This is a genomic window from Longimicrobiales bacterium (assembly GCA_029245345.1).
In the GTDB taxonomy this organism is placed as follows: Bacteria; Gemmatimonadota; Gemmatimonadetes; order Longimicrobiales; family Gaopeijiaceae; genus CALFPJ01.
This window is the reverse complement of sequence record JAQWPM010000012.1, coordinates 816582-839245: the sequence shown is the minus strand read 5'-3', so window position 1 is coordinate 839245 and position 22664 is coordinate 816582. Positions and strand designations below refer to the sequence as shown.

The window sequence follows — 22664 nt, the reverse complement described above, 5'->3', positions numbered from 1 at the left end:
TCTTAGCCGAATTCTGCCTCGCGGACGGTGAGACCGTGAATCCGGTCGAGGTCCAGCTCCACGCCCAGTCCGGGGCCTGTTGGGACCTTCATGACCCCGTCCTCGACCTCGAATTCCGGCGTGACGATGTCCTGCGACCAGTAGCGTTGGCTCGCCGAGATATCCCCGGGCAAGGTGAAACCAGGCAACGATGCGAGGGCCAGGTTGTGAGCCCGCCCCACACCAGATTCCAGCATTCCTCCGCACCAAACTGGCAGTCCAGCCGCACGCATGGTGTCGTGAATCCTAGAACTGACACCGAATCCGCCCACCCGGCCCGGCTTGATGTTCACGATCCGGCAGCTTCCCAGCTCGAGTGCTAGCGCTAGGTCGCCCTCCCCCTTGATGGATTCGTCCAGGCACACTGGCGTCTCGATCCGTTCCTGCAGACGTGCGTGCTCCAAGAAGTCATCGTAGCGGAGCGGCTGCTCGATCATGGTGAGATTGAGCGCATCCATTTCACGCAGCCGGTCGGAGTCTTCGAGCCTGTATGCAGAATTGGCGTCCGCCATGAAGAGCGTGTCCGGAAAACGCTCACGAAGACCCGCGAGCATCTCGACATCCCGTCCCGGCTTGATCTTGAGCTTCACTCTCGCGTAGCCGTCTTCCAGATAGCCTGCCACTGCCTCGTGAAGCTCTTCGTCGGTCGGCTTCAGTCCGATGCTCACACCCACTGGGACAACATCACGCTCCCCGCCGAGCTTCTTCGAGAGCGAGACCCCGTCCATACGAGCGGCGAGGTCCCATCCCGCCATTTCGACCGCGGCTTTCGACATGCCGTGTCCGCGAATCCAAGACACAGGGCTCAGGATATCCTCTGGCCCGGAAGCTTCACGTCCCACGATGTTCGGCAGGATGAAGTCGGTCAGGATGTGCCAGGCGCCATCGGTCGTTTCGTAGGCGTACGAAGGGTCTTCGGAGGCCACACACTCACTCCAGCCCTCTTCCCCATCTGAATAGAGGGTCAAAAGCAGGATTCGACGATCCTGCTTCCCTCCGCTGCTGATCTCGAAGAACTCTTTGAGGCGGAGCGGAAGCTCACGGAGTACCGCGCGTTCGATCTTCATAGATTCGTTGGGTTGGTGGTCACTACTCAGCCTGGATCTTGGCGAGCAGGTAGTCAGAGGTATGGTCGCGACGTAGCAACTCTCGAGCCTCGTAACCGGCGGCAAGATAGTGCGTGAACACAGTTCGGGTAGCCAAACGCCACTCGAGTGCGAGTTCAACGCTTCGGTCCAACATGCCCGCCACATCCGACGGGATCGACACCAGCAGGCGATCCGAGTCGATATCGAGAACCGGCTCGAGTGGGCCAGGGTCCTCACTACTCCCACTCCCCCGGAGCGCATAAGGGATCGAGTCTGCGTCTGAGATGGTGAACACCTCGGTGCCCTCGAGCCGCCTCGCGACGCGTTCGGACTCCAGGAGCCAGAGCGGAATCATACGATCCGTCCCTATGCCGCGATGGAGAGGCGAGTCGGTCTGCCCGTACATGTCGCGGGCGTACTCGCGTACCACGATACCCAGCTTGGCAAAATTGAGATACGCATTCCGAGACTGCAGAGGATCGAAAGTCCAATGCATACGCTTGACTCCAAGCTCCATCACACGGTCACGCTGATACGCCTTGAGCTTGGTCCCCAGTCCAGAATCCCTCGCTTTCTCCCGGACCGCGAGCATGTCAGACCAGTGCACGAGCTCGCCACCGCGTAGGCCCGTCATCCCGAATACGAACCCCACTAAGTCACCATCCGCAGTATATGCGCCTGCAGATACTCCGCCGAGAATCTGAGACACCTTCAGGATCGCCGGAGGCACGCGCTCGGAGAAACCTTGGCCCCAGGTCTCCTCTTGAAGCTCCACACACTCACGGAACTCTTCGATCGTCTCGAAGGAGCGGATCGTGTACCCACGCCACGTCTCAACCATTAGCCTGCGCCGCACGGAGTCATGAGGAGTTCCGCTAGAAGCGCCGCCCTCTCAGGCATACGATCGATGACTACATGTTCATGGGTCGCGTGAGCACCGTCACCCACCGAGCCAAGGCCGTCGATGGTAGCGGTGTATTGGCTGGTCGTGTTCCCGTCGGACCCTCCGCCCGAGATCTGCTCATCAATCGACAGGCCCAGGCGATCCGCGGAGGCTTGAGCTGCGAACCAGAGCTCGCGGTTGCGAGGCGTACGCTCCAAGGGTGGCACCTCGATTCCACCGGCCACGTCAATGGAGGTCCCCTGGGTCTGGGCCTGCAGGCCATGGATCTTGCCGTCGATCCACTCGCCGTCAGCCATCGTCATGATTCGTACATCAACAACCGCCGTCGCGCGTGCCGCGATCACGTTGGGACGTGTGCCGCCCTCAACGACCCCGACGTTCACGGTCAGTCCCCGTTCATGATCGGTGAGCGCGTGTAGCGCCTGCACGACATGAGATAGCTCCTGTATCGCTGACGCTCCACCTTTGGGGTCGAGGCCCGAATGAGCGGCTTTTCCGTGAATCGTGAGGTGATAACGCGCCACACCTTTCCTTGCTGTCTTCAGTGACCCCTGTGGACCCAAGGACGGCTCGAGCACAAATGTGCGGTCGACGTGCTTTGCGACGAGCCGTACGTAACGCTGTGACTCAGGGCTACCCGTCTCTTCATCCGAGTTGATGAACCACACAGGCGTGAGAGGGAGCTCGTGCCCTAGATCACGGAGTGCACGGAGCGCGAAAATTCCCTGAGTGATGCCAGCTTTCATATCGAAGGTGCCGGGACCATAGAGAACCCCGTCTTCGATTCGGACCGGCATAGACTCGGTCGTACCGATGGGCCACACCGTGTCGCAGTGCCCCATTAAGAGCTGGGCGCGTCGCCCTTTCACCCGACCGGACGGTTTGGCGAAGAGGTATCCACCGGTCTCCACGCCACGGCGGTGCCGAACCGAGAAACCGAGGTCTTCAAAGGACTCGGTGAGTTGGCGTTGAACGGCCGCTTGGGACGACGGCACGTCCGTCGGTGACTCTACGTTGGCCAATGCGACAAGCATCCGGGCCATCTCGTCCTGACGCTCACGCAAATACGCCAGTACCTCCTGCGCTCGTTCCGATGCGTCGCTCAAGCTCTTCCTCTCAATCGTAAAAACCCGCCCTCAGATAACTCGTGTCCAGCAACTCGACGGGATGAAGCACACCCTCTGGGGCGCCCTCCAAGAACAGACCCGCCCCGATCTGCATCATACACCCCGGGTTCGGCGTCGCGAGTGCGTCGGCTCCACATGCCCTCACGGCAGCGACCTTGTCGCGGCCAATCTGGCCGCCGAGTTCGGGATGGGTAATGCCGTAGATGCCCGCACCTCCACAGCACTCATCTGCTCGGTCTACAACGCGGACCTCAGCCCCGGGGACAGCCCCCAGCACCTGGAGCGGTGCGGTCTCGACCCGTTGCGCATGAAGCAGATGACAGGGGTGGTCGTACGCGATGGAGCACACCACCTCGGCCCCCTGCCTCGGGCCCGCGTCAGCGAGCAGTTCCGTGGCATCCTTGACCCTGGCCGCGAAGGTGCCTGCCCGTTCAGACCACTCCGCATCTGCCTCGAACAGCGTTCCGTAATCCTGCATCGCAGCACCGCACCCCGCGGCGTTGACCACGATCCAGTCCACGTCCACCAACTCGAACGCCTTGATGTTGGCGGCAGCCAACGTACGTGCGCCATCCAGGTCGCCGCTGTGGACGTGCAGGGCGCCGCAACAGCCCTGCCTTTTCACTGGGACAACCAAGTACCCGTTCGCCTCCAGCACACGAACCGTCGCATCGTTCACATGAGAGAAGAGTCCTTGTTGAACACATCCCTCTAGGACTCCGACACGACCACGGGGAGTCGGTACCGCGTTGGGCGCTACCCCTCTTTGCTCAGCGCTCACCTTGGGTGGCACCCACCTTCTCGTTGACGCGAGCATGGCCATTCCCAACTTCGCGCCACGCAACGGCCCTACCGCCGGAACAACACGGCCCATGAGCGACGCCAACCCCAGCGAGCGTATCACGCGCCCAGGAAACAGGACCGCGGCACGGAGGGTCCGACTCGCGAAGACGGTCAGAAGCATCCGCGTGAGGCGACTCGGCGGGTGGTGCTCCGCGACGGTCTCACGGGCCAGTTCTAGGAGCGTGCCGTACTCGACCCCCGAAGGGCATACCGGCTCACAAGCGCGGCATCCAAGGCATCGATCGATATGGGTACGAAACGCATCCGAGGCCGGATTCATGCGTCCTTCCACCACGTGCCGCATGAGGTGCAAACGGCCCCGAGGTGAATCGTTTTCATCACCTAGCCGTGTGTAGGTCGGGCAAACCGGTAGGCAGAAACCGCAGTGCACACAGGGCAGCAGCCGCTCCTGTTGGGCGGCGAGGGCATCCGAGAGGGTCGTTGTCGGTGAGGTCATCTACGACGTCTTCATGGTTGTGGACTCCACATCACGCCGCCGGGGTCGAACACTCCCTTGGCCCCTGCGTTCAACACCACAACCTCGGGATCCAGTGGCCGACCCGTGTTCAAGCACCCATCAATCGGAGCAGTGGTGCCAACCGTCACCGCACATCGGTACGCGTCGGCGGAAATCGTGGCGTCTGGGATCTCCTGCGCCTGGCGAATCAACTCGGCCAATTCCGTCCCTTTACCGAACATTGTGACAGTGTGGGGCAGACCGACGCCGGCGTCCCGTGTCGCTCGAGCGATCTCGAGTGCCTTCTCACCCTCGAGGGATCGGAACTGAGAACCTACGGCCGCCTCAAACGTCTTTTGATCGGCATCAACGGTCGGCGATGCACCATGAAGCCTCACGAGCAACTTAGGCGCGCCATCGTGATTCGTTATGACGATCGAGACGGGCAGGACGGACGCGGTCGCCACGCGTCGTGCGGCCGGAACGAGATCCTCCAGACGTTCACCTTCCAGCACCAAGACCCGATCCACAACCGGCACGGGAAACAGCCGTAACGTGACGGAGGTAATCACAGCTAGACTGCCGCGGCTGCCGACAACGGGGCGCAGCAGGTCGAATCCAGCAACATTCTTTACGACTCGGCCACCCAACCGCAAACAACGGCCATCCCCGCACACGACCGTGGCTCCGAGCACGTGGTTCTTTATGTCGCCATAACCGGCCCAAAGCGGCCCGGTCAGCCCGGCAGCCACCAACCCGCCCACCGTACGTGACGAAAACGTGGGCGGATCGAACGGGAGCCACTGTTGGTTGGGCCGCGTCGCTTCGTGCAACCCAGAGATCGTCAGTCCTGCACCCAAGGTGATCGTCAGGTCGGCAGGCTCATAGATATCGATGGACGAAAGTCGATGGGTCGACAGTAGTACGTAGGGACCGGCAGCATGCTCCCCCCCCACACGCTGTCCGGTACCGATCGGAACGATGCGCCTACCCGACGCTCCTGCCCATCGCACGACCTCGACCACCTGCTCGACACTACCCGGCAGAACAACGGCCTCCGCAGCCGCAGCCAACGGGCCCCTGCCTCCGGTATCATCCAACGCCTCCGCCGGAACGATGTCCTCGATAGCTGTCTTCACGTCCTCGCTCAACTGGTTTCCTCAACATCCGGAAGCACTTTCCCAGGGTTAAAGAGCGAGTCGGGATCAAACACCGCCTTGGCCGCGGCCATGGCGGCAAGCTCTATGGGCTCATGTACGAGCGGCATGTACTCACGCTTGTCCACCCCCACACCATGCTCACCTGTGATCGTGCCGCCGACCTCAACGCACAGGACCATGATCTCCTTTGAAGCACGCTCGACACGCTCGAGTTCGTCCGCATCATGGCGGTCGAAGAGGATGTTCGGGTGGAGATTGCCGTCCCCTGCGTGGAACACATTAGCGATGTTCAGTTTGTATCGGGTCCCGATGTCCGCGATCCGCGACAGCACCTCAGGCAACTTGGTTCGCGGAACCGTCGCGTCTTGAACCAAAAGATCCGGCGCGATCCGGCCCATCGCGCCGAATGCCTTCTTCCGGCCCTTCCACAGAGCCATGCGGTGTTCTTCGTCGGTCGCCCGTTGCACTTCTCGAGCACCTTCGGCGAGACAGCATGCTTCCGCCCGGTCGGCATCGGCATCGAGTCCAGCCTCGGTCCCATCGAATTCGATCACCAAAGCTGCTCCGGCATCCACGGGATAGCCCGCAGCAAATACACTGGCCTCGACCGCCTTGATCGTTTCACTGTCCACGATCTCCACCGCAGCAGGGAGAAGGCCGGAGCCCATGATCGACGTCACCGCACGTCCGGCGTCCTCCATGGTGTTGAATATTCCGAGAAGTGTCCTCACCCCTTCAGCGATCGGGAGGAGGCGCACCTCGATCTCTGTCGCAATGCCAAAGCAGCCTTCGGAACCGACGAACAATCCGACGAGATCCAGCGAGCCGTAGGGGTCATACCCTGCACCACCTAGCTCTACGACCTTGCCTCCCGCGAGCACCACGGTCAGACCCGTCACGTACCGTGCAGTCACACCATACTTGAGGCAGTGCGGGCCACCGGAGTTCTCGGCAACGTTCCCGCCCAAGGTGCATGTGCTCTGCGAGGAAGGGTCTGGAGCGTAGTAGAGACCATGCGGCTTCGTCGCCTCGGTGAGTCGAGCATTGATGACTCCCGGCTGGACCCGAGCGAGTCGATTCTCAGAGTCGATATTCAGAATCGTGTTCATACGTGCCGTGCCTAAAACGACACCGTCAGAAGTCGCGAGCGCTCCCCCAGATAGCCCAGTGCCGGACCCGCGTGGGATCACGTCGATCCCCTCGCCGTGAAGCACCGCGACCACCTCGGCGACCTCGCGAGTCGTTTTGGGCAGCACGACGGCCCTGGGTGGCACCCTGTACGCCGACAAGCCGTCAGATTCGTAGACCACCAGGCGGTCGGGGTCCGTGATCACGTTCTCGGAGCCAACAGTGTGACCGAGTTTGTTCACGATCGCGGAGGGAAGGGGCGTACTCATACCCAAGGATACCCCGCGAAGAAGCCCCGGTGCAACACAACTCCCTCAGTGTTCAACGACACTTCGGACATACTCCAGCAACGCACCTAAGCTCTGGAGGGCCGGGGCCCGCATTCCCTTCGGAAGCGTGTCTCCGTAGACGACCTCGAGAAGTCGCGCCGCATCCGCTCCTGGATGATCAGCCAAAGCCGCCGCTACCTGAGCGATTCGCTCCCGCCGGTGGGATTCGAAACGGTCCAAGGCGTTCGTTGGGTCTTCCAGCGGAGCACCATGGGCTGGATAGATCAACTTGAGCCCCAGGCTGCGCAAACGGGCCAGAGAATCGAGATAGTCAGCCACGCATCCCTCGTATTCAGCGACCCAGGTGGTATCACCCTCACCAAGCAGTAAGTCGCCGACAAACAGGGCGTCCTGCCTTTCCCAATGGAAGCAGAGATGCTCCCGGGTGTGGCCCGGCGTGTGGAGCGCGATGAGACTACCGACGTCGGTGACGACCAGATCTCCATCGGCCAGGACATGGTCCACGCCCGCCACGCCCTTAGGACCCCAAACAGACATCGAGAAGCGGTCCGACGAACCGGCGCTCGCTCGCTCGGCCGCGTGTCGAGTGACCGCCTGGGCCACAGAGCCAACCGCGGCAGCGTGATCGGGATGCCCGTGAGTGAGCAAAATCTTCAGTTCCGTTACCGATTCTACCGCCATAGCCAAGGCCCGGACATGGTCTCCCACATCCGGGCCCGGATCAATCATGGCGACGCTCTTGGTACCTACCAGGTAGGTCCGCGTCCCATCTAACGTGAAAGGACCGACGTTTCCCGCATTGAAGAAGCGCAGGTGGTCCCTCACATCGCTACGCGCGACGCTCCGCCGCGAGCTGCTCGGCGAGCTTGTCAGCGATGGCGATCAACGCCATCTCGTCCTCGTCGGTGAACGCAGCTTTATCATCAGAATCAATGTCGATCTGACCGAAGATGTCGTCTCCGGCGCGGATCAAGATCACCAGTTCTGACTGCGTGTCCGGTGAGCAAGCGAGGTAACCCTCGTCGGCGCTCACGTCGGCAACATTCAGGTTGGTGCGCTCAGCCACCGCTCGACCGCAGATACCGGTGCCTACCGGAATCTTCGAGTGCTCGGTGCCAGACCCGACGTAGTTATGGAGCCAGAGCTCCTGATCGGCCTCATTGAGCAGGTAGACGCCGACCCAGTGGAACCGGTCGTCGTCCGCTACGGCAATCGTCCGAACTGCTTTGCGGAGGAGGGCATCCGAAAGGTGCCCGTCGTCCCGCATCTCCTGCAGTTCCAGTATTACTTCTCCAGAATCCAAAGCCATTCTTGCACTTCCATCAGAACGTCACACTCGCGCCGGCGCGGTCCCGTGCAAGCTCACAGCAATCGGGCGGAAGCTAGCAATCAGCAAAAGCCCAGTGGTTCCAGTCGGCGGCGCCTCTCACAGCGAGAGGAATCCGCGGTCCCGACGACGGGCACGAAGGGTAGAGAAGGCCGGGAGAAGGGTCAACGCCATGTGCGAGGCGGACTTCCCGGAGCTAGCGGGGCGTGAAGTCCGTTTCCGGAGTCAGCTTGCGAATGAACGCCGCAATGAGCTTGGCCGAGTGAAAAAGATCCTCGATGCTCACGACCTCGTTCGGGGAGTGCATATAACGATTGGGGACCGAAACGAGCCCTGTCGGCACGCCGGATCGGGTGAGGAAGATCCCGTCCGCATCCGTGCGGGTCGCCTTGGGAGAAGCCTGAACGGTATAGGGAATCCCCTCCTCTTCTGCCACAGCGGCAAGCATCTCGAAAACCTCGTTATGCGCAGCCGACCCACGGCTCAGGACCGGGCCTCCGCCCAACTTATGGTCACCCAGTTCCTTCTTCTCCACACCTGGGGCATCGGTGCTAAACGTCACATCCACAGCGATCGCAACATCTGGTTCGAGCGCATAGGCGCTCGAGCGGGCACCGCCTCCTGTATAACCGATCTCTTCCTGGACGGTCGCTACAGCTGTCGCACACGCCGCCGGAGGATCGTCCGACAACATCCGGATCGCTTCAAGCACGACGAACGCGCCGATTCTGTCGTCGATCGCTCGGCTCGCGATGCGGCCACCGGCGAGGCGTACCATACTCTGTAGGACCACCATCGGGTCGCCGACTCGGATACCCAGAGCCGCAACCTCGTCGTTGGATTCCGCACCCACATCGACCCAGAGCTTCTTGGTCTCTGATGCTTTGATCCGGTCATCGGCGGTCATCAAGTGGATCGCCTTCTTCCCGATCACACCGGTGACGTCGCCCCCCCTGCCCATGATCGACACTCGCTGTCCAACCAGCACTTGGGGATCCCAACCACCGATCTCATCAATATAGATGAAGCCGTGGTCGTCGATGTGCGTGATTTGGAGTCCGATCTCATCGATGTGACCGGCGAGCATGACACGCGGCGAACCGCCGGGATTCACGACGGCGAACGAATTGCCTGTGACGTCCACCTGCACGTCGTCCGCAAACGTCTCGGCCTCGGCGCGCCAAGCTCGAGCAGCGCGTACCTCGAAACCTGAAGGACCGGCTGCGTCGAGGAGTTTCTCTAGGAAAGAGATGTCGTGGCTCATGCTGGTACCCGGTCGTTGTGAACTGGTGAGTTAAGCTAGACATCCACGGAAGGGCCAGCCAAGGCCGTGCTCGCTTGCTCCGCTCCACATGCACACGGCAGCTTGTCGCATAGTGATCACGCAACGGCACTTACCGGAGAACGACATGGGTGGCAAGATGGATCGACGCGACTTCATCAAGGTCAGCGGGCTCGGCGCGGCAGCGGCAGCGACCGTGGGAGCGAGCGGGTGCGTACCGGATGCCACCCCAGCCCCCGGCTCGACGGACGCCTGGTGGACCACTCAGGCGTTCGAGCTCGAGGAGGCCACTATTGCGGGCCTCACCGATGACATGGCCACGGGCCGACGATCATCCGTCGACATCACTCAGCTGTACCTCGATCGGATCGCTGCTCTCGATCGCGACGGGCCACAACTCCGCTCGATCATCGAGACGAACCCAGAAGCGCTCACGCTCGCGGCTGAGCTCGATGAAGAACGCGCGGCCGGAAATGTCCGAGGTCCCCTTCACGGCATTCCGATCGTCGTAAAAGACAACGTCGACACTGCGGACGGGATGATGACGACGGCCGGCTCATACGCGCTGGAAGGTCACATCGCGTCGCAGGACAGCCATGTGGCTGTGCAGCTCAAAGCGGCAGGAGCGATCATCTTGGCCAAGGCCAATCTCTCGGAATGGGCCAACTTCCGGTCCACGCGCTCGAGCTCAGGATGGAGCGGACGAGGCGGGCAGTGCGGGAACGCCTACGCTGTCGACCGGAACCCGTGTGGTTCCTCCGCAGGGTCTGGGGCCGCTACATCGGCCAACTTCTGTGCCGGTTCGATCGGGACTGAAACGAATGGCTCGATCGTTTGTCCATCTTCAGTGAATGGCGTCGTCGGTCTCAAACCCACGGTGGGCCTCGTCAGTCGCTCGGGCATCATCCCCATCGCGCACACACAAGACACAGCCGGACCAATGACGCGGACGGTGGCGGATGCCGCGGCAATGCTCACGGCATTGGCTGGAGCGGACCCGCGCGACCCCATGAGCGCACCCGCCGCTCAATACACTGACACCGACTACCGGGACTTCCTGGACGCCTCAGCGCTTCGGGGCGCCCGCATCGGCGTGGAGCGCAGCTATTTCGGTGCGGACCCGCATCGGGACGACCTGATGGAGCAAGCGATCGTCGACATGGCAAACGCCGGCGCAACGATCATCGACAACGCCGACCTGGTGAACCGATCCAGAATCGGGGCGCCATCGTACCAGGTGCTGCTATATGAATTCAAAACGGACCTAGAACTCTACTTTCAAAGTGTGGCGCCAGAACTGAACATGCGGACGCTGGACGATCTCATCGCATTTAATGAGGCGAACGCGGACCGTGAGATGCCTTGGTTCGGACAAGAAATCGTGATCGAGGCCGCCGCGAAGGGAGACCTGAGTACCCCTGAGTACTTGGAGTCCAAAGAGACCGCACGGCGCTACTCCCAAGACGAGGGCATCGACTGGCTCATGGAGGAGCACCAACTCGACGCAATCGTTGCGCCGACCACACGCTCAGCATGGAAGACAGACTTGATCAACGGTGGAATCTCGAGCCTCGGGTCGTCCAGCAACGCCGCAGTGGCCGGGTATCCGAGCATCACCGTCCCAATGGGGTTCGTTCACGGACTTCCCATCGGGATGCTCTTCTTCAGCCGCGCATGGGACGAGGGTGGCTTGATTCGCTTGGCCTACAGTTATGAACAAGCGACTCAGCACCGACGTCCTGCGAAGATGCTGCCGACGCTGGACCTGCGGAACCAGTAGGCTGCGCCGATGCGGGTCGAGTAGCTAAACGTCCTCGCACTCGATCTCGATCCCCTTGGCAGGGTCGAGGTCGGGCTCGCGGGACACCTCAGTCTGCGGAGTGTCGAAGCCGGCCGCCCCGCCACTGAAGCCGCCAAGGCCCCCCGCACCCATCGAAACGACACGCACGGTTCCGTCTTTGATCTGGCCTTCGAGTCGTGCTTTCACCCTGCGCTGAATCCAGCGCCGCGTGAGCGGGAAGAGCAGGGCAAAGCCCACGAAATCAGTCAGCACACCGGGGGTGAGCAGAAAGGCGCCCCCAATTAGCACTGAAGCGCCATCCAGCATCGCTTGGCCGGGCAGTTTGCCTTGAGCCAGCTCTGTCTGGAATTGGAAAACCACCCGAAGACCCTCGGCGCGCGCGAGGGCCGCGCCTCCGATTCCGGTGGCTACCACGAGCGCCAGCGTGGGCACGATCCCCACCCACTGCCCCATCTCGATCAGGAGCATGAGTTCCAAGATGGGGACCACGACAAACAGGAGAGCCAGCCGGCCTAAGACGTTCATGCCCAATCCTACCCTATTCCTCACGAGATGGGTTCATTTCGGCACGAACTTCGCAGTTGAACCGTAGGACGCCCGGAACGAGGTTCCTTACGTTGCGGGACCACCCCTCACGGGTAGGGGTATCCCGACATTCAGACTCTCTCGCTCCAGAAGCGAACGCCTCACATGACCATAGAGCAGACCTATTTCCGGAAAGGCTTCGGACTCAAGAAAGAGCTGAAGCCGATCATCGACAATGAGTACCAATCGGCGTTGGTGGAACGGATTCGATCGCGAGGCTACACCGACACCTTCGGCGACGTCACGGTACGGCTCGCTCAGGAGTTTGGCTTCTGCTACGGTGTGGATCGGGCTGTCGACTATGCCTACGAGACGGTCCACAAGTTCCCTGACAAGATCATCTATCTGGTCGGCGAGATCATCCACAATCCGCATGTGAATCACCGGATGACCGAAATGGGCATCCGCTTCATCTATCCGGATCCGGTCGGCGAATTCGACTTCGGACACATCACCGAAGACGATGTAGTCATCATGCCGGCCTTCGGGGTGACCTTGTCAGACTTCAACACACTCCGCGACATCGGGTGCGTTCTGGTTGACACCACCTGCGGCTCTGTGCTTCACGTTTGGAAGCGAGTGGAGAAGTACGCCAGGGACGGCTTTACAGCCATCATCCACGGGAAATACACGCACGAAGAGTCCAGAGCGACCGCTTCCCAGGTCAACAAACACGAGCAGGGCAAATACATCATTGTGCGGGATATGGAAGAGTCAGAGCTCATTCGTGACTACATCTCCGACAGCCCTGACAAACTCTCTCGCGAAGCCTTCATGGCCCACTTCGACAAGAAGTCATCCGTGGGCTTCGATCCCGACGTGGACCTCGCCTTCGTAGGCGTGGCGAACCAAACCACCATGCTTGCCAAAGAGTCCTTGGCCATCGGCTGGAAGGTCCATGAGTCGATGGTGGAGCACTTCGGGGAAGAACACGCCTCCACACACTTCCGGTCCTTTGGAACGATCTGTTCTGCGACCCAAGAACGGCAAGACGCGGTAGCTGACATGATGGAGGAGCCACCAGACATCATGCTTGTGATTGGCGGTTACAACTCGTCAAACACCAATCACCTCGCGCATCTTTGTCAGAAACACACCCGGACATTTCATGTAGAGGACGGGGCGTGCATCGATGTGGATCGCGGAACGATCCGTCACAAGGTCGAGCTCGACCCGGACGCGCCTGAGGTGCTGGATACGGACTGGCTGCCTGAGGGGCCATTCCAACTCGGGATCACTGCCGGCGCTTCCACCCCGAACAATAAGATCGGTGAAGCTTTGGTGCGGGTCTTGAACATTCTGGGAATCGATGTGCAAGCCGAAGTGGAGACTCAAGCGGTCTAATCCGAGGACTAGCCGGCGCGGCCGCAGCCGCGCCTAGAGCAGTCAGGCCAGGTCGTTTTCTTGGAGGCCCACGCCCAACGTCTTGAGATGACTGCGCAGTGAGTCTTGTGCATCCACGTCCAAGTGACGGGCCAATTACTCGATGTGCTCCACGTGTCCTTGGAGCACATCAGCAATCTTCGCATGCGCGGCCTCAGTCAACTTCGCCCGAGTCACACGGCGGTCTTCGGGTGACCCTTCCCGATAGACGAGGCCCTGATTCTCAAGACGATCCATCACATATGTGACGTTACCGCCGGTGACCAGCAGTTTGTCTGCGAGGTCACCAAGCGATAGAGGACCGAGGTGGTACAGAGCTTCGAGGACCCCAAACTGCGGGGCGGTCAGACCATACTCGGCGACCTTTGAGTATGACGGCCTTTTAGAACGATGCACACCATCGAGCCAACGCAATCCACCTGCGTAACACCCGCTCCTGATCTTCGGTCCAATCTCGACTCGCAGGCTCTGCGAGGATTACGGTGGGCGCAGGCTCCGGTTTGGTTCATTGGACTAGATGTGTATGGGTCGTCCCAGGGCCGCGAGTGCACCTTCCGCAACGCCTTCCGAGAGCGTGGGATGTGGGTGCATGGCCTTTTCCATTTCTTCGACGGTCGCCTCGAGGTGGCGACCCACGACGAACTCGGCAATGAGTTCGGTCGCATGTGGCCCAACAATGTGGGCACCTAGGATCTCCGAGTACTTCGTGTCTCGGATCACCTTGATGAAGCCTTCGGCATGTCCCGCCGCAACGGCCCGCCCGATCCCGGTCCACGGGAACTTACCCACCTCAATGTCATGGCCCTGCTCCTTGGCCTGCGCTTCGGTGAGGCCCACGGACGCGACCTCAGGATGGCAGTAGGTGCAGTTCGGGACGTTCGTGTAGTCGACAGTGCCGTGACCCTTTCCTGCAATGTGTTCCACACAAGCGATGCCTTCGTGGCTCGCCTTATGCGCCAGCAGTTGTTTGCCCGCTACATCTCCGAGGGCATAAACCCCGGGAACGTTCGTCGCGAGCGTATCGGTGACCTGAATGAATCCCCGGTCGTCTACCTTCACGCCGGCAGACTTGAGGCCCACATCTTCAGAGTTCGGCACACGGCCGACAGCGGAAAGTACGTACTCGACCTCAACGGTTTGATCTTCACCCTTGCTGTCCTTGTAGGTGACGGCGACACCGTTGGCACCGACCTCGGCCTTCTGGAAGAACGCGCCCGTATGGATGTCGATGCCACGCTTCTTGTAGGTGCGCGCCATGAACTTCGAGACTTCAGCGTCCTCCAATGGAAGAATACGATCCAGCCCCTCGACCACCGTCACCTTGGTGCCAAAGGCGTCGTACACATCGGCGAACTCCATGCCGATCGCGCCAGCACCAACAATGAAGAGCGACTCAGGTGCTTTCGTCTGCATGAGGGCACCTGTGGACGACCAAATCCGGTCTTCATCAATCTTGAGAACCGGCAGATCACGGGGACGACTTCCCGTCGCGATGATCACGCTGGTGGCGTCGTAGACTGACTTGGTACCGTCTGCCGCTTCGACCTCAACCTTGCCTTTGCCCTTGAGGCGACCATAACCCTGGATGTGGGTGACCTTGTTCTTTTTGAACAGGTACCCGATCCCCTTGGCCATCTGGTCGGCAACGCGTCGGCTCCGCTCCTGAGCGGGCTTGAGGTCGAAGGTGACATCAGTCGCCATGATGCCATGTTCGGCCGCGTTCTTCATCTCGCTGGCCAGGAAAGCGCTGGAGAGCATCGCCTTGGTTGGGATACACCCGATATTCAGGCATACACCCCCCAGCGCATCGGTTTCGACACACGCCACGTTCATTCCGAGTTGGGCGGCTCGAATCGCAGCTACGTATCCACCGGGACCACTCCCGATGATAACCAGGTCAAAGCGTCCGCCGTTGGTGCCAGCCACGCGGTTCCTCTCTCTTGTAGGTGGAGGTCATCCAACAACCCCGCACGCGTCAACATTTGAAGTCCCGAAAGTAGATCCCTCAGGATGGGCGGTAAATATAACTCGGAACTGACTGAAGAACTGCTACACGGGACGCGTAACCTGAGTCGAGGGCGAGGATGCTTGAACCCTTTGCCACGAAGTGCCCCAAACACCTACAATCCCTTGCGGGTCGGGAAGAACACTTGGCGGGAGATAAGGTCATGTGGGAGCTATTGATCGTCGGCGTAATCGTCGTTGGCGCGATCGTGATGTACAACTCACTGGTACGACTTCGGGAAACTGCGGACGGCGCGTGGGCGGACATCGACGTGCAACTGAAGCGGCGCTACGACCTCGTCCCGAACCTCGTCGCGACCGTGAAGGGGTATGCGGGACATGAAAAGGACACGCTCGAGGGTGTGATCGCAGCGCGAACGAATGCGATGTCCGCTCAAGGCCCCGCCGCAAAGGGCGCAGCTGAGAACATGTTGTCCGGGACGCTAAAGTCGCTCTTTGCTCTCTCCGAGGCGTACCCACAACTCCAGGCGGCGGACGGATTCCGCGACCTGCAGAACACCCTGAGTGAGATCGAAGACACGCTGGCGCAGGCTCGCCGCTACTACAACGCGGTCGTTCGGGACTTCAATACTAAGACTCAGACGTTCCCAAGCGTCGTCATCGCCAAGTCGTTTGGGTTCATCCAACGCGAGTTCTTCGAAATCGAGGAAGCGGCAAAGGCTGTCCCCACCGTCGATTTCAATAGTTGATGATGGGTGACCGGCGCACGGGTCTGACAATCACGGCCCTGGGCGGTCCCCTGAGGCCATTCCTCTGTGGTCTCGTCCTTGCGGTCCTTCTTTCCTTGGCGGGAAGCAACGCATCGGCACAGAAACGCAGCATGGTGGTGGAGCGCTTCGACGCCACAATCCAAGTCGAAGAGAACGGATGGATCGACGTGCGCGAAGAGATCCAAGTGCGTTTCACTGGGTCGTGGAACGGGATCTTCCGGAATATTCCGGTCGAATACCGAACACCGCAGGGTTTTTCGTACAAGCTCTGGCTCGACGATGTGTCCGTGACGGGAATGGACGCAGTGCCGCTGGAGTACTGGAACAAGCGCGAGCGGCACTACCGCCAGCTGAAGATCCGAGTCCCAGGTGCCAATGATGCCGTAAGGACGGTGGTCATCCGGTATCGAGTACCCAATGGCCTCAAGTATTGGGACGAGTACGAGGAACTCTATTGGAATGTCACCGGGGACGAATGGGACGTCCCAATCCAGGCGGCGACGGCCACTATTCTGCTTCCGGAAGGGCTGGATGGCCTTCGCACGGCGTCGTGGACCGGTGGATACGGCTCGACGGAGAACGAAGCGAGTGTCTCAGAAATAGAAGGTGGATTCTATTTGGAGTCGAGCCGGGAGCTTAATTTTCGAGAAGGAATGACTGTAGCGATCGCGTGGAACCCGGGCGTATTGAGTCGGCCCACGGCTTTCAGGGTCGTTGGGTCGTTCCTACGTGCGAACTGGCTACTGTTTCTGCCCCTTCTTAGCCTAGGCTTGATGTGGCGTGTGTGGTACACCCGCGGCAGAGACCCGCGCCGGCTGCCCATCGCGCCTCAATATTCACCCCCGGATGATCTCACGCCTGCCCAGGCCGGGACCTTGGTCGACAATCGCCCTGACATGCGAGACATCACCGCGTCCTTGGTCGATCTTGCCGTGAGGGGGTATCTCCGGATTGAAGAGGTGGAGAACTCCGGACTCAAGAAGTGGTTCAAGAGCACGGACTACCTGATCGTTTCGCTGAAGGACACCGAAGCGCGTAGCGGGCTTCATCGACATGAGCAGGAGATTCTTCGTGGGGTTTTTGCAGGCGGAGAGGAACCTGTCCTGCTCTCATCACTCGAGGCGGAGTTTTACACACACCTGCCTTCCATCAAATCAGCACTTTTCGAAGAGCTCTTGGAGCGGGCCTACTATAACAAGCGCCCAGACAAGGTCTTCCAAGGATATTTGGCTCTCGGGGCCGTGGTCCTGGTTGTAGGCATAGCCGGCGGCATTCCGCTTTCGGGCTTTCTCCAAATGTCCGTTCTCTCCGCGATCGTGGGGGCGGTGGGAAGTGCACTGCCGATTATGATTTTCGGGATTTGGATGCCCGCCCGAACGGGCAAAGGAGCCAGGGCATTCGAACACGTCCTCGGATTCGAGGAGTTTTTGGATCGAGTGGAGTCAGATCGATACGAGAGGATCGAGAAGACGCCCGAGATGTTCGAACGATACCTCCCGTATGCCATGGCTTTCGGTGTGGAAAAGCACTGGGCCAAGGCATTCGAGGGGATGTTCACCGAGCCACCCGACTGGTATCACGGAAGGTGGGATTCCGGATTCCGGACCATTTATCTGACGGACAGCCTCGGGAGCATGAGTTCTGCAGCCGGTACCGCAATGGCGACAGGGCCGCGGTCCACTGACGGATCGGGCTTCAGCAGCGGAGGGGGTTTCTCCGGAGGTGGCGGCTTCTCTGGTGGGGGTTTTGGAGGAGGTGGTGGCGGGGGTTGGTAGGAGGTACGGCTCACAGGGAGCGGACGGCGAGGATTCACACCGAATCCGTCGTGCCGCCGTGGAGCATGGGTAACTAAGACCAAGCTGGTCTATGCTGGCGTTCGGTGACCGCGTCAGCCCTGAAAGACAGGAGGCCCCGTCCGGTGAATCCGGGCGGGGCCTCTTGCCAGCATGTGCCGCCCAGATCGGCCGGCGACTGCACCTCACGGGCTACAGCAAAATCGCGGTCGGCTCCTCGAGCATGCCCTTGAGCGTCTGCAGAAAACGAGAACCCTGCGCGCCATCAATGACCCGGTGATCACAGCTCATTGTGATTCGCATGCGCGGGCGCACCATGACCTGCCCGTCCACGACGACTGGAGTATCCTCGATTCCGCCAACGGCCAGGATCCCAGCCTCAGGCGGATTGATGATTGCCGTGAACTCGTGGATCCCAAACATCCCGAGGTTCGATATCGAGAACGTCGAGCCGGTGTATTCCTCGGCCTGCAGCTTCTTCTCACGAGCCCTGCCCGCGAGTTCACGCACCTCTGTGCTGATCTGAACAAGTCCCTTGGCATGGGCATTCCTGACCACCGGAGTGATCAAACCGTCTTCGATCGCAACAGCTACAGCGAGGTGCACGCTGTTGTAGCGACGGATGAATCCGTCATGCCACTGGGCGTTGCAATTCGGATGCTGTCGTAGAGCAGCCGCTGTGGCTTTGAGAACGATGTCGTTGATCGAGATTTTCATCCCGTCCTTCTCGAGCATGCCGTTGATGCTCTTCCGCGCTTCCATCACCCGGCCCATGTCGATGTCCATGGTGAGGTAGAAGGTCGGAACTGGACCAATCGAGGTGACGAGGCGCTTGGCGATCGTCTTCCGCATTTGTGAAACGGGGATGTCCTCGAACTCAACGCCGTCAGAAGCCCACGTGGCCGGAGCGGCCACGGGAGCAGCGACACCCGAAGACTTCGCAGCCTCCACGTCACGCTTCACGATACGTCCGCCCGGGCCTGAACCAGAAACACGTGCGATATCGACACCCATCTCTTCAGCAAGCCGCTTCGCGAGAGGCGAGGCCTTCACACGCCCACTCGTTGCCACGGGCGCAACAGCTTCCTGCGCCGGTGGAGCAGGGGTCGCTGCCGGAGCGACTGGGGCCGCGGCGGGTGCAGGCGCAGCAACGGCCGGTTCTGCGGAAGCCTCGGCGGCCGGGGAAGCACTACCACTCGCCCCCTGGATCCCAGAAGTGTCTTCGTCAGCAGGGGCGATCACTCCGATGACAGCTCCGACTTCAGCCACGCCTCCCGCGTCCAAGAAGATCTTCCGCAGGATCCCATCGCCACGGGCAATAAGCTCCATGGTCGCCTTGTCGGTTTCGATCTCAGCAATGACGTCGCCATTCCTGATCTCGTCGCCTTCCGCCTTGAGCCACTGCACGAGCTGTCCTTCCTCCATGGTCGGAGAAAGCGCTTCCATATAGACCTTAGTCGCCATCTATCTCTCTCCGCTCAGCGGTAGAGAACTTTGAGACAAGCCGCGACAACCCGGTCGGCATTCGGCTTGGCTAAGTTCTCGAGGTTCTTCGCGTACGGCATTGGAATGTCCGCCTGAGTAACCCGCAGGATCGGTGCGTCCAAGTGGTCAAAAGCCTCCTCCTGGATCATCGACACGATTTGTGCACCGGTTCCAGCATACGGCCATCCCTCTTCCAAATACACAACACGGTTCGTCTTGGCCACCGTCGCGAGAATCGCGTCCATGTCCAAGGGACGAATCGTGCGCAAGTCGAGGACGTCAGCATGAATCCCGTCCTTCTCCAAATTGCCGGCAGCCTGAAGCGCCACATGGACCATCTTGCCGTGCGTAATGATCGAGACGTCTCCGCCTTCGTGCTTCAAGTCGGCGACCCCGAGCGGGATGATGAAGTCATCATCCTCCGGCACCTCACCCTTTAAGTTGTAGAGCAACTCACCTTCCATGAACGCGACGGGATCTTCGTCTCGGATCGAGGCCTTCAGCAGCCCCTTCGCGTCCGCAGGCGTCGCGGGCGTAACCACCTTACAGCCCGGAGCATGCGAGTAGTACGTCTCACAGGCCTGGCTGTGCTGCGCGGACAACTGGAGCGCTGCTCCGGTAGGTCCGCGGAACACGAGAGGCATCGGAAACTGCCCCTCGGACATGTAGTGCATCTTCGCGGCACTGTTGATGACCTGGTCAATCGCCAGGAACGCGAAGTTGAACGTCATGAACTCGACTACCGGGCGAAGGCCGGCCATTGCGGCGCCCACACATAAGCCTGTGAAGCCCAACTCGCTGATCGGCGAGTCCACCATCCGCATGTCACCGAACTCCTCAAGCAGCCCCTTGGACACCTTGTAGGCGCCGTCGTACTGAGCCACTTCTTCGCCCATCATGAAGACGTCTGGGTCGCGCACCATCTCTTCCCGAAGCGCTTCGTTGAGCGCATCGCGGTAGGTAAGGATAGCCATGGTTACTCCTCCCCTCGGCCATCAAAGAAGAGACGGCCGTTCGCGTTGATTTCGGCCCAAACGTTGGCATACAGCTGGGACGGATCCGGTAGCGGAGACGCCTCAGCGAAGTCCGCCGCACCCTGGGAGATCTGTCGCGCTTCAGCGTCCATCGCCTCAAGACCTTCTTGATCCATGTGTCCCGCCGCAAAGAGGTGATCCCGGAGAATCGTGATGGGATCGTTCTCTTCCTTCTTCTTCTCGACTTCAGCTGTGGGCCGGTACGTCCCCGACACAGGGTCGGACATTGAGTGGCCACGGAATCGGTACGTCTTGAGGTCCACAAAACGGGGACCGCCGCCGCCGCGGACCTCCTCAGCGAGGTCACGGAAATGGGCGTACGTCGCGAGCACGTCCTGACCGTCGACCGAACTGGATGGAATCCCGTGAGGCACCGCCTTGCTTGCCATGTCGGTCTTCGACACGCGGCTGAACGCCGTACCCATTCCGTATCCGTTGTTCTCAACGACATAGATGGCCGGAAGCTCCCACACGGCCGCCATGTTGAGTGCCTCGTGAAATCCGCCCTGATTCACGGCAGCGTCACCCATGTAGACAATGACAACGCTGTCTTCTTTACGGTATTTGATCTTCCAGGCGATACCGGTCGCGAGAGGCACCTGTCCACCCACAATGCCGTGCCCGCCCATAAAGCGAGTCGCGGCATTGAAGATGTGCATGGAGCCACCCTTACCACCGGAGGCCCCGTCGGCACGACCGTAGAGCTCGGCCATGACCGCATTGGGCTCTACACCCTTGGCGATGGCCTGTGTGTGCTCGCGGTAAGCGCTCATCACATAGTCGTCGTCACGCAGCGGCTTGATGCTACCGACGCAGGCGCCTTCTTGCCCGATGTGTAGATGGCAGAAGCCACCGATTTTCCCGATCGCATAGGCCTCTTCGACCTTCTCTTCGAAGCGGCGGTAAAGGAGCATGTTGCGAATCATGTCGAGCGCGAGCTCCGGGCTCACGCCGTGCTCTTTAAACACGTCGACCTTCTTCGTGCTCTTCTTTTTAGATTTTGTCTTAGTCTCGGCCATCTCAGGCTCCACTTACGGGTCGGCCAGGACGGCCGAGCTCGAGTTGAACGAGGTCTAGTCTGACTTCTCCAGGCGCCGGAATATCAGCTTCTAGCACACTCTGAATTTTACCAGGGCCGCCTGCTTCCACTTCACGGGCCTGTTCCTTCGCGTGGTAGCTAGAACGGACGAGCGGGCCCGACTCGACGTGCTTAAATCCGAACTCCTCTTCCCCAATACGTTTGAGCTCAGCGAACTCGTCCGGAGTTACCCAACGCGCGACGGGAATATGCATCGCTGAAGGCCGCAGATACTGGCCCAGCGTCAGAATATCGACGGCCGCTTCTCGCAGATCAGCCATCGCCTGCTTAATCTCGTCGAGCGTCTCTCCCATGCCCAGGATGATTCCAGTCTTCGTGAGCATCGTCGGGTCCAACTTCTTCACCGCACCCAGGAACGAGATCGAGCGCCAATACCGACCACCCGGACGCACCTCCGGGTGAAGGCGGTCGACGGTTTCCAAGTTGTGCCCAAGGATCGCGGGCTTCGCATCAACTACGACCTTGAGTGCGTCTTCGTCGCCCTTGAAGTCGGGGATCAAGACCTCGACCGAGCAGCCAGGAACAGCTTCGTGGACCCGGTTGATCGTATCCGCATAGATAAAGGCACCGCCGTCAGGCAGCTCGTCACGATTCACGCTCGTGATCACAACGTGCTCGAGCTCCATGGCCACGACCGACTGCGCCACACGGCGCGGCTCGTCGGTGTCGAGCATAGTCGGCATGCCGTGGGCGACTCCGCAGTACTTGCAGGAGCGTGTGCAGACGTCTCCCAAGATCATGAACGTCGCCGTGCCGGCCTCCCAGCACTCCCCGATGTTCGGGCACGACGCTTCTTCACACACCGTATGCAGACTCTCGCTCCGCATCATCTTCTGCAGACGGAGGTAGTTCTCACCACCGGGCGAGCGGACTTTTAGCCACGACGGCTTCCGCGACCGAATATCGATCGTTTCCAGGCCCTTATGGGCCGGAATATCAGATTTACCCTTCGGCTTCACGATACCGGTGTTCTTCCCGGTAGGCGCGTAGCCGTATGGCGTGTCCGGCGCGGTCTTTAGTGACATCGATACTCCAGCCGTGTCGCTAGATACGGTGGCGGGCCGTATCGGGCAGACGACGCAGCGTCTTTAGACAGAAGAGCTC

General features: G+C 60.4%; 20 protein-coding genes. 4 read left to right on the top strand and 16 right to left on the bottom strand.

Translation table 11 applies throughout. The annotated features are described in order from the left end of the window. Window positions 1-2: 2 nt before the first annotated feature. From menC to P8L30_06835, 9 genes are all read right to left on the bottom strand, one after another. Window positions 3-1106: an o-succinylbenzoate synthase gene (menC, locus tag P8L30_06875; protein MDG2239908.1), complete on the bottom strand. Its 1104-nt coding sequence runs from the start codon at window positions 1104-1106 to the stop codon at window positions 3-5. Window positions 1107-1128: 22 nt separating this feature from the next. Then, window positions 1129-1968 (bottom strand): hypothetical protein, encoded by an 840-nt coding sequence (locus P8L30_06870; GenBank protein MDG2239907.1) that lies wholly within the window; start codon window positions 1966-1968, stop codon window positions 1129-1131. Then, window positions 1968-3137, bottom strand: a complete 1170-nt coding sequence (locus P8L30_06865) for a M20 family metallopeptidase (protein ID MDG2239906.1) — start codon at window positions 3135-3137, stop codon at window positions 1968-1970. The genes P8L30_06870 and P8L30_06865 overlap by 1 nt, the downstream gene beginning before the upstream one ends. 10 nt (window positions 3138-3147) lie before the next feature. Beyond that, window positions 3148-4458 carry a heterodisulfide reductase-related iron-sulfur binding cluster gene (locus P8L30_06860; GenBank protein ID MDG2239905.1) on the bottom strand — a complete coding sequence of 437 codons (1311 nt, stop codon included), beginning with the start codon at window positions 4456-4458 and terminating at the stop codon, window positions 3148-3150. Between the two features lie 11 nt (window positions 4459-4469). After that, window positions 4470-5597 (bottom strand): FAD-binding oxidoreductase, encoded by a 1128-nt coding sequence (locus tag P8L30_06855; protein ID MDG2239904.1) that lies wholly within the window; start codon window positions 5595-5597, stop codon window positions 4470-4472. 8 nt (window positions 5598-5605) lie between these two features. Further along, window positions 5606-7015, bottom strand: coding sequence for an FAD-linked oxidase C-terminal domain-containing protein (locus P8L30_06850; protein MDG2239903.1), 1410 nt, complete (start codon window positions 7013-7015; stop codon window positions 5606-5608). Between the two features lie 45 nt (window positions 7016-7060). Continuing rightward, the gene (locus P8L30_06845) at window positions 7061-7861 is read right to left on the bottom strand and encodes an MBL fold metallo-hydrolase (protein MDG2239902.1); all 801 of its coding nucleotides are present in this window, start codon (window positions 7859-7861) and stop codon (window positions 7061-7063) included. A 4-nt stretch (window positions 7862-7865) separates the two neighbouring features. Beyond that, entirely contained in the window at window positions 7866-8345 is a 480-nt protein-coding gene (locus P8L30_06840; GenBank protein ID MDG2239901.1) for a GAF domain-containing protein, read from the bottom strand. A gap of 214 nt (window positions 8346-8559) precedes the next feature. Beyond that, complete coding sequence (locus P8L30_06835) at window positions 8560-9627, bottom strand: M42 family metallopeptidase (protein MDG2239900.1); 1068 nt, start codon at window positions 9625-9627, stop codon at window positions 8560-8562. Window positions 9628-9772: 145 nt separating this feature from the next. Here P8L30_06835 and P8L30_06830 point away from each other — a divergent pair, with 145 nt between their 5' ends. Then, window positions 9773-11425 carry an amidase gene (locus P8L30_06830; protein MDG2239899.1) on the top strand — a complete coding sequence of 551 codons (1653 nt, stop codon included), beginning with the start codon at window positions 9773-9775 and terminating at the stop codon, window positions 11423-11425. Between the two features lie 24 nt (window positions 11426-11449). Here P8L30_06830 and P8L30_06825 read toward each other — a convergent pair whose 3' ends face one another. After that, window positions 11450-11971 (bottom strand): FxsA family protein, encoded by a 522-nt coding sequence (locus P8L30_06825; GenBank protein MDG2239898.1) that lies wholly within the window; start codon window positions 11969-11971, stop codon window positions 11450-11452. 165 nt (window positions 11972-12136) lie between these two features. Between P8L30_06825 and P8L30_06820 the strand changes: the two genes are divergently transcribed. Then, complete coding sequence (locus P8L30_06820; protein MDG2239897.1) at window positions 12137-13375, top strand: 4-hydroxy-3-methylbut-2-enyl diphosphate reductase; 1239 nt, start codon at window positions 12137-12139, stop codon at window positions 13373-13375. 135 nt (window positions 13376-13510) lie between these two features. On the opposite strand, the gene P8L30_06815 is transcribed toward P8L30_06820, so the two are convergent. Further along, window positions 13511-13810, bottom strand: coding sequence for a MarR family transcriptional regulator (locus P8L30_06815; GenBank protein MDG2239896.1), 300 nt, complete (start codon window positions 13808-13810; stop codon window positions 13511-13513). A gap of 117 nt (window positions 13811-13927) precedes the next feature. Beyond that, complete coding sequence (gene lpdA, locus P8L30_06810; GenBank protein MDG2239895.1) at window positions 13928-15340, bottom strand: dihydrolipoyl dehydrogenase; 1413 nt, start codon at window positions 15338-15340, stop codon at window positions 13928-13930. A 158-nt stretch (window positions 15341-15498) separates the two neighbouring features. Here lpdA and P8L30_06805 point away from each other — a divergent pair, with 158 nt between their 5' ends. Both P8L30_06805 and P8L30_06800 read left to right on the top strand, forming a co-directional pair. Continuing rightward, window positions 15499-16128, top strand: a complete 630-nt coding sequence (locus tag P8L30_06805) for a LemA family protein (protein ID MDG2239894.1) — start codon at window positions 15499-15501, stop codon at window positions 16126-16128. A gap of 2 nt (window positions 16129-16130) precedes the next feature. Next, the gene (locus P8L30_06800; GenBank protein ID MDG2239893.1) at window positions 16131-17924 is read left to right on the top strand and encodes a DUF2207 domain-containing protein; all 1794 of its coding nucleotides are present in this window, start codon (window positions 16131-16133) and stop codon (window positions 17922-17924) included. A 210-nt stretch (window positions 17925-18134) separates the two neighbouring features. On the opposite strand, the gene P8L30_06795 is transcribed toward P8L30_06800, so the two are convergent. From P8L30_06795 to lipA, 4 genes are read right to left on the bottom strand one after another with little or no spacing between them, the layout of a single operon-like run. Then, on the bottom strand, window positions 18135-19406 hold the full coding sequence (locus tag P8L30_06795) for a pyruvate dehydrogenase complex dihydrolipoamide acetyltransferase (GenBank protein ID MDG2239892.1): 1272 nt from the start codon (window positions 19404-19406) through the stop codon (window positions 18135-18137). 14 nt (window positions 19407-19420) lie between these two features. Continuing rightward, a complete protein-coding gene (locus P8L30_06790; protein ID MDG2239891.1) occupies window positions 19421-20401 on the bottom strand; it encodes a pyruvate dehydrogenase complex E1 component subunit beta in 981 nt (326 codons plus the stop codon). A gap of 2 nt (window positions 20402-20403) precedes the next feature. Then, entirely contained in the window at window positions 20404-21480 is a 1077-nt protein-coding gene (pdhA, locus tag P8L30_06785; protein MDG2239890.1) for a pyruvate dehydrogenase (acetyl-transferring) E1 component subunit alpha, read from the bottom strand. A gap of 1 nt (window position 21481) precedes the next feature. Then, window positions 21482-22585 carry a lipoyl synthase gene (lipA, locus tag P8L30_06780; GenBank protein ID MDG2239889.1) on the bottom strand — a complete coding sequence of 368 codons (1104 nt, stop codon included), beginning with the start codon at window positions 22583-22585 and terminating at the stop codon, window positions 21482-21484. Window positions 22586-22664 lie beyond the last annotated feature (79 nt).

Excerpts from the sequence above, each read along its gene's own strand:
- menC (MDG2239908.1), bottom strand. The coding sequence starts at position 1,106 with ATGAAGATCGAACGCGCGGTACTCCGTGAGCTTCCGCTCCGCCTCAAA.
- P8L30_06870 (MDG2239907.1), bottom strand. The coding sequence starts at position 1,968 with ATGGTTGAGACGTGGCGTGGGTACACGATCCGCTCCTTCGAGACGATC.
- P8L30_06860 (MDG2239905.1), bottom strand. The coding sequence starts at position 4,458 with ATGACCTCACCGACAACGACCCTCTCGGATGCCCTCGCCGCCCAACAG.
- P8L30_06850 (MDG2239903.1), bottom strand. The coding sequence starts at position 7,015 with ATGAGTACGCCCCTTCCCTCCGCGATCGTGAACAAACTCGGTCACACT.
- P8L30_06840 (MDG2239901.1), bottom strand. The coding sequence starts at position 8,345 with ATGGCTTTGGATTCTGGAGAAGTAATACTGGAACTGCAGGAGATGCGG.
- P8L30_06835 (MDG2239900.1), bottom strand. The coding sequence starts at position 9,627 with ATGAGCCACGACATCTCTTTCCTAGAGAAACTCCTCGACGCAGCCGGT.
- P8L30_06830 (MDG2239899.1), top strand. The coding sequence starts at position 9,773 with ATGGGTGGCAAGATGGATCGACGCGACTTCATCAAGGTCAGCGGGCTC.
- P8L30_06825 (MDG2239898.1), bottom strand. The coding sequence starts at position 11,971 with ATGAACGTCTTAGGCCGGCTGGCTCTCCTGTTTGTCGTGGTCCCCATC.
- P8L30_06820 (MDG2239897.1), top strand. The coding sequence starts at position 12,137 with ATGACCATAGAGCAGACCTATTTCCGGAAAGGCTTCGGACTCAAGAAA.
- P8L30_06805 (MDG2239894.1), top strand. The coding sequence starts at position 15,499 with ATGCTTGAACCCTTTGCCACGAAGTGCCCCAAACACCTACAATCCCTT.
- P8L30_06800 (MDG2239893.1), top strand. The coding sequence starts at position 16,131 with ATGGGTGACCGGCGCACGGGTCTGACAATCACGGCCCTGGGCGGTCCC.
- P8L30_06795 (MDG2239892.1), bottom strand. The coding sequence starts at position 19,406 with ATGGCGACTAAGGTCTATATGGAAGCGCTTTCTCCGACCATGGAGGAA.
- P8L30_06790 (MDG2239891.1), bottom strand. The coding sequence starts at position 20,401 with ATGGCTATCCTTACCTACCGCGATGCGCTCAACGAAGCGCTTCGGGAA.
- pdhA (MDG2239890.1), bottom strand. The coding sequence starts at position 21,480 with ATGGCCGAGACTAAGACAAAATCTAAAAAGAAGAGCACGAAGAAGGTC.
- lipA (MDG2239889.1), bottom strand. The coding sequence starts at position 22,585 with ATGTCACTAAAGACCGCGCCGGACACGCCATACGGCTACGCGCCTACC.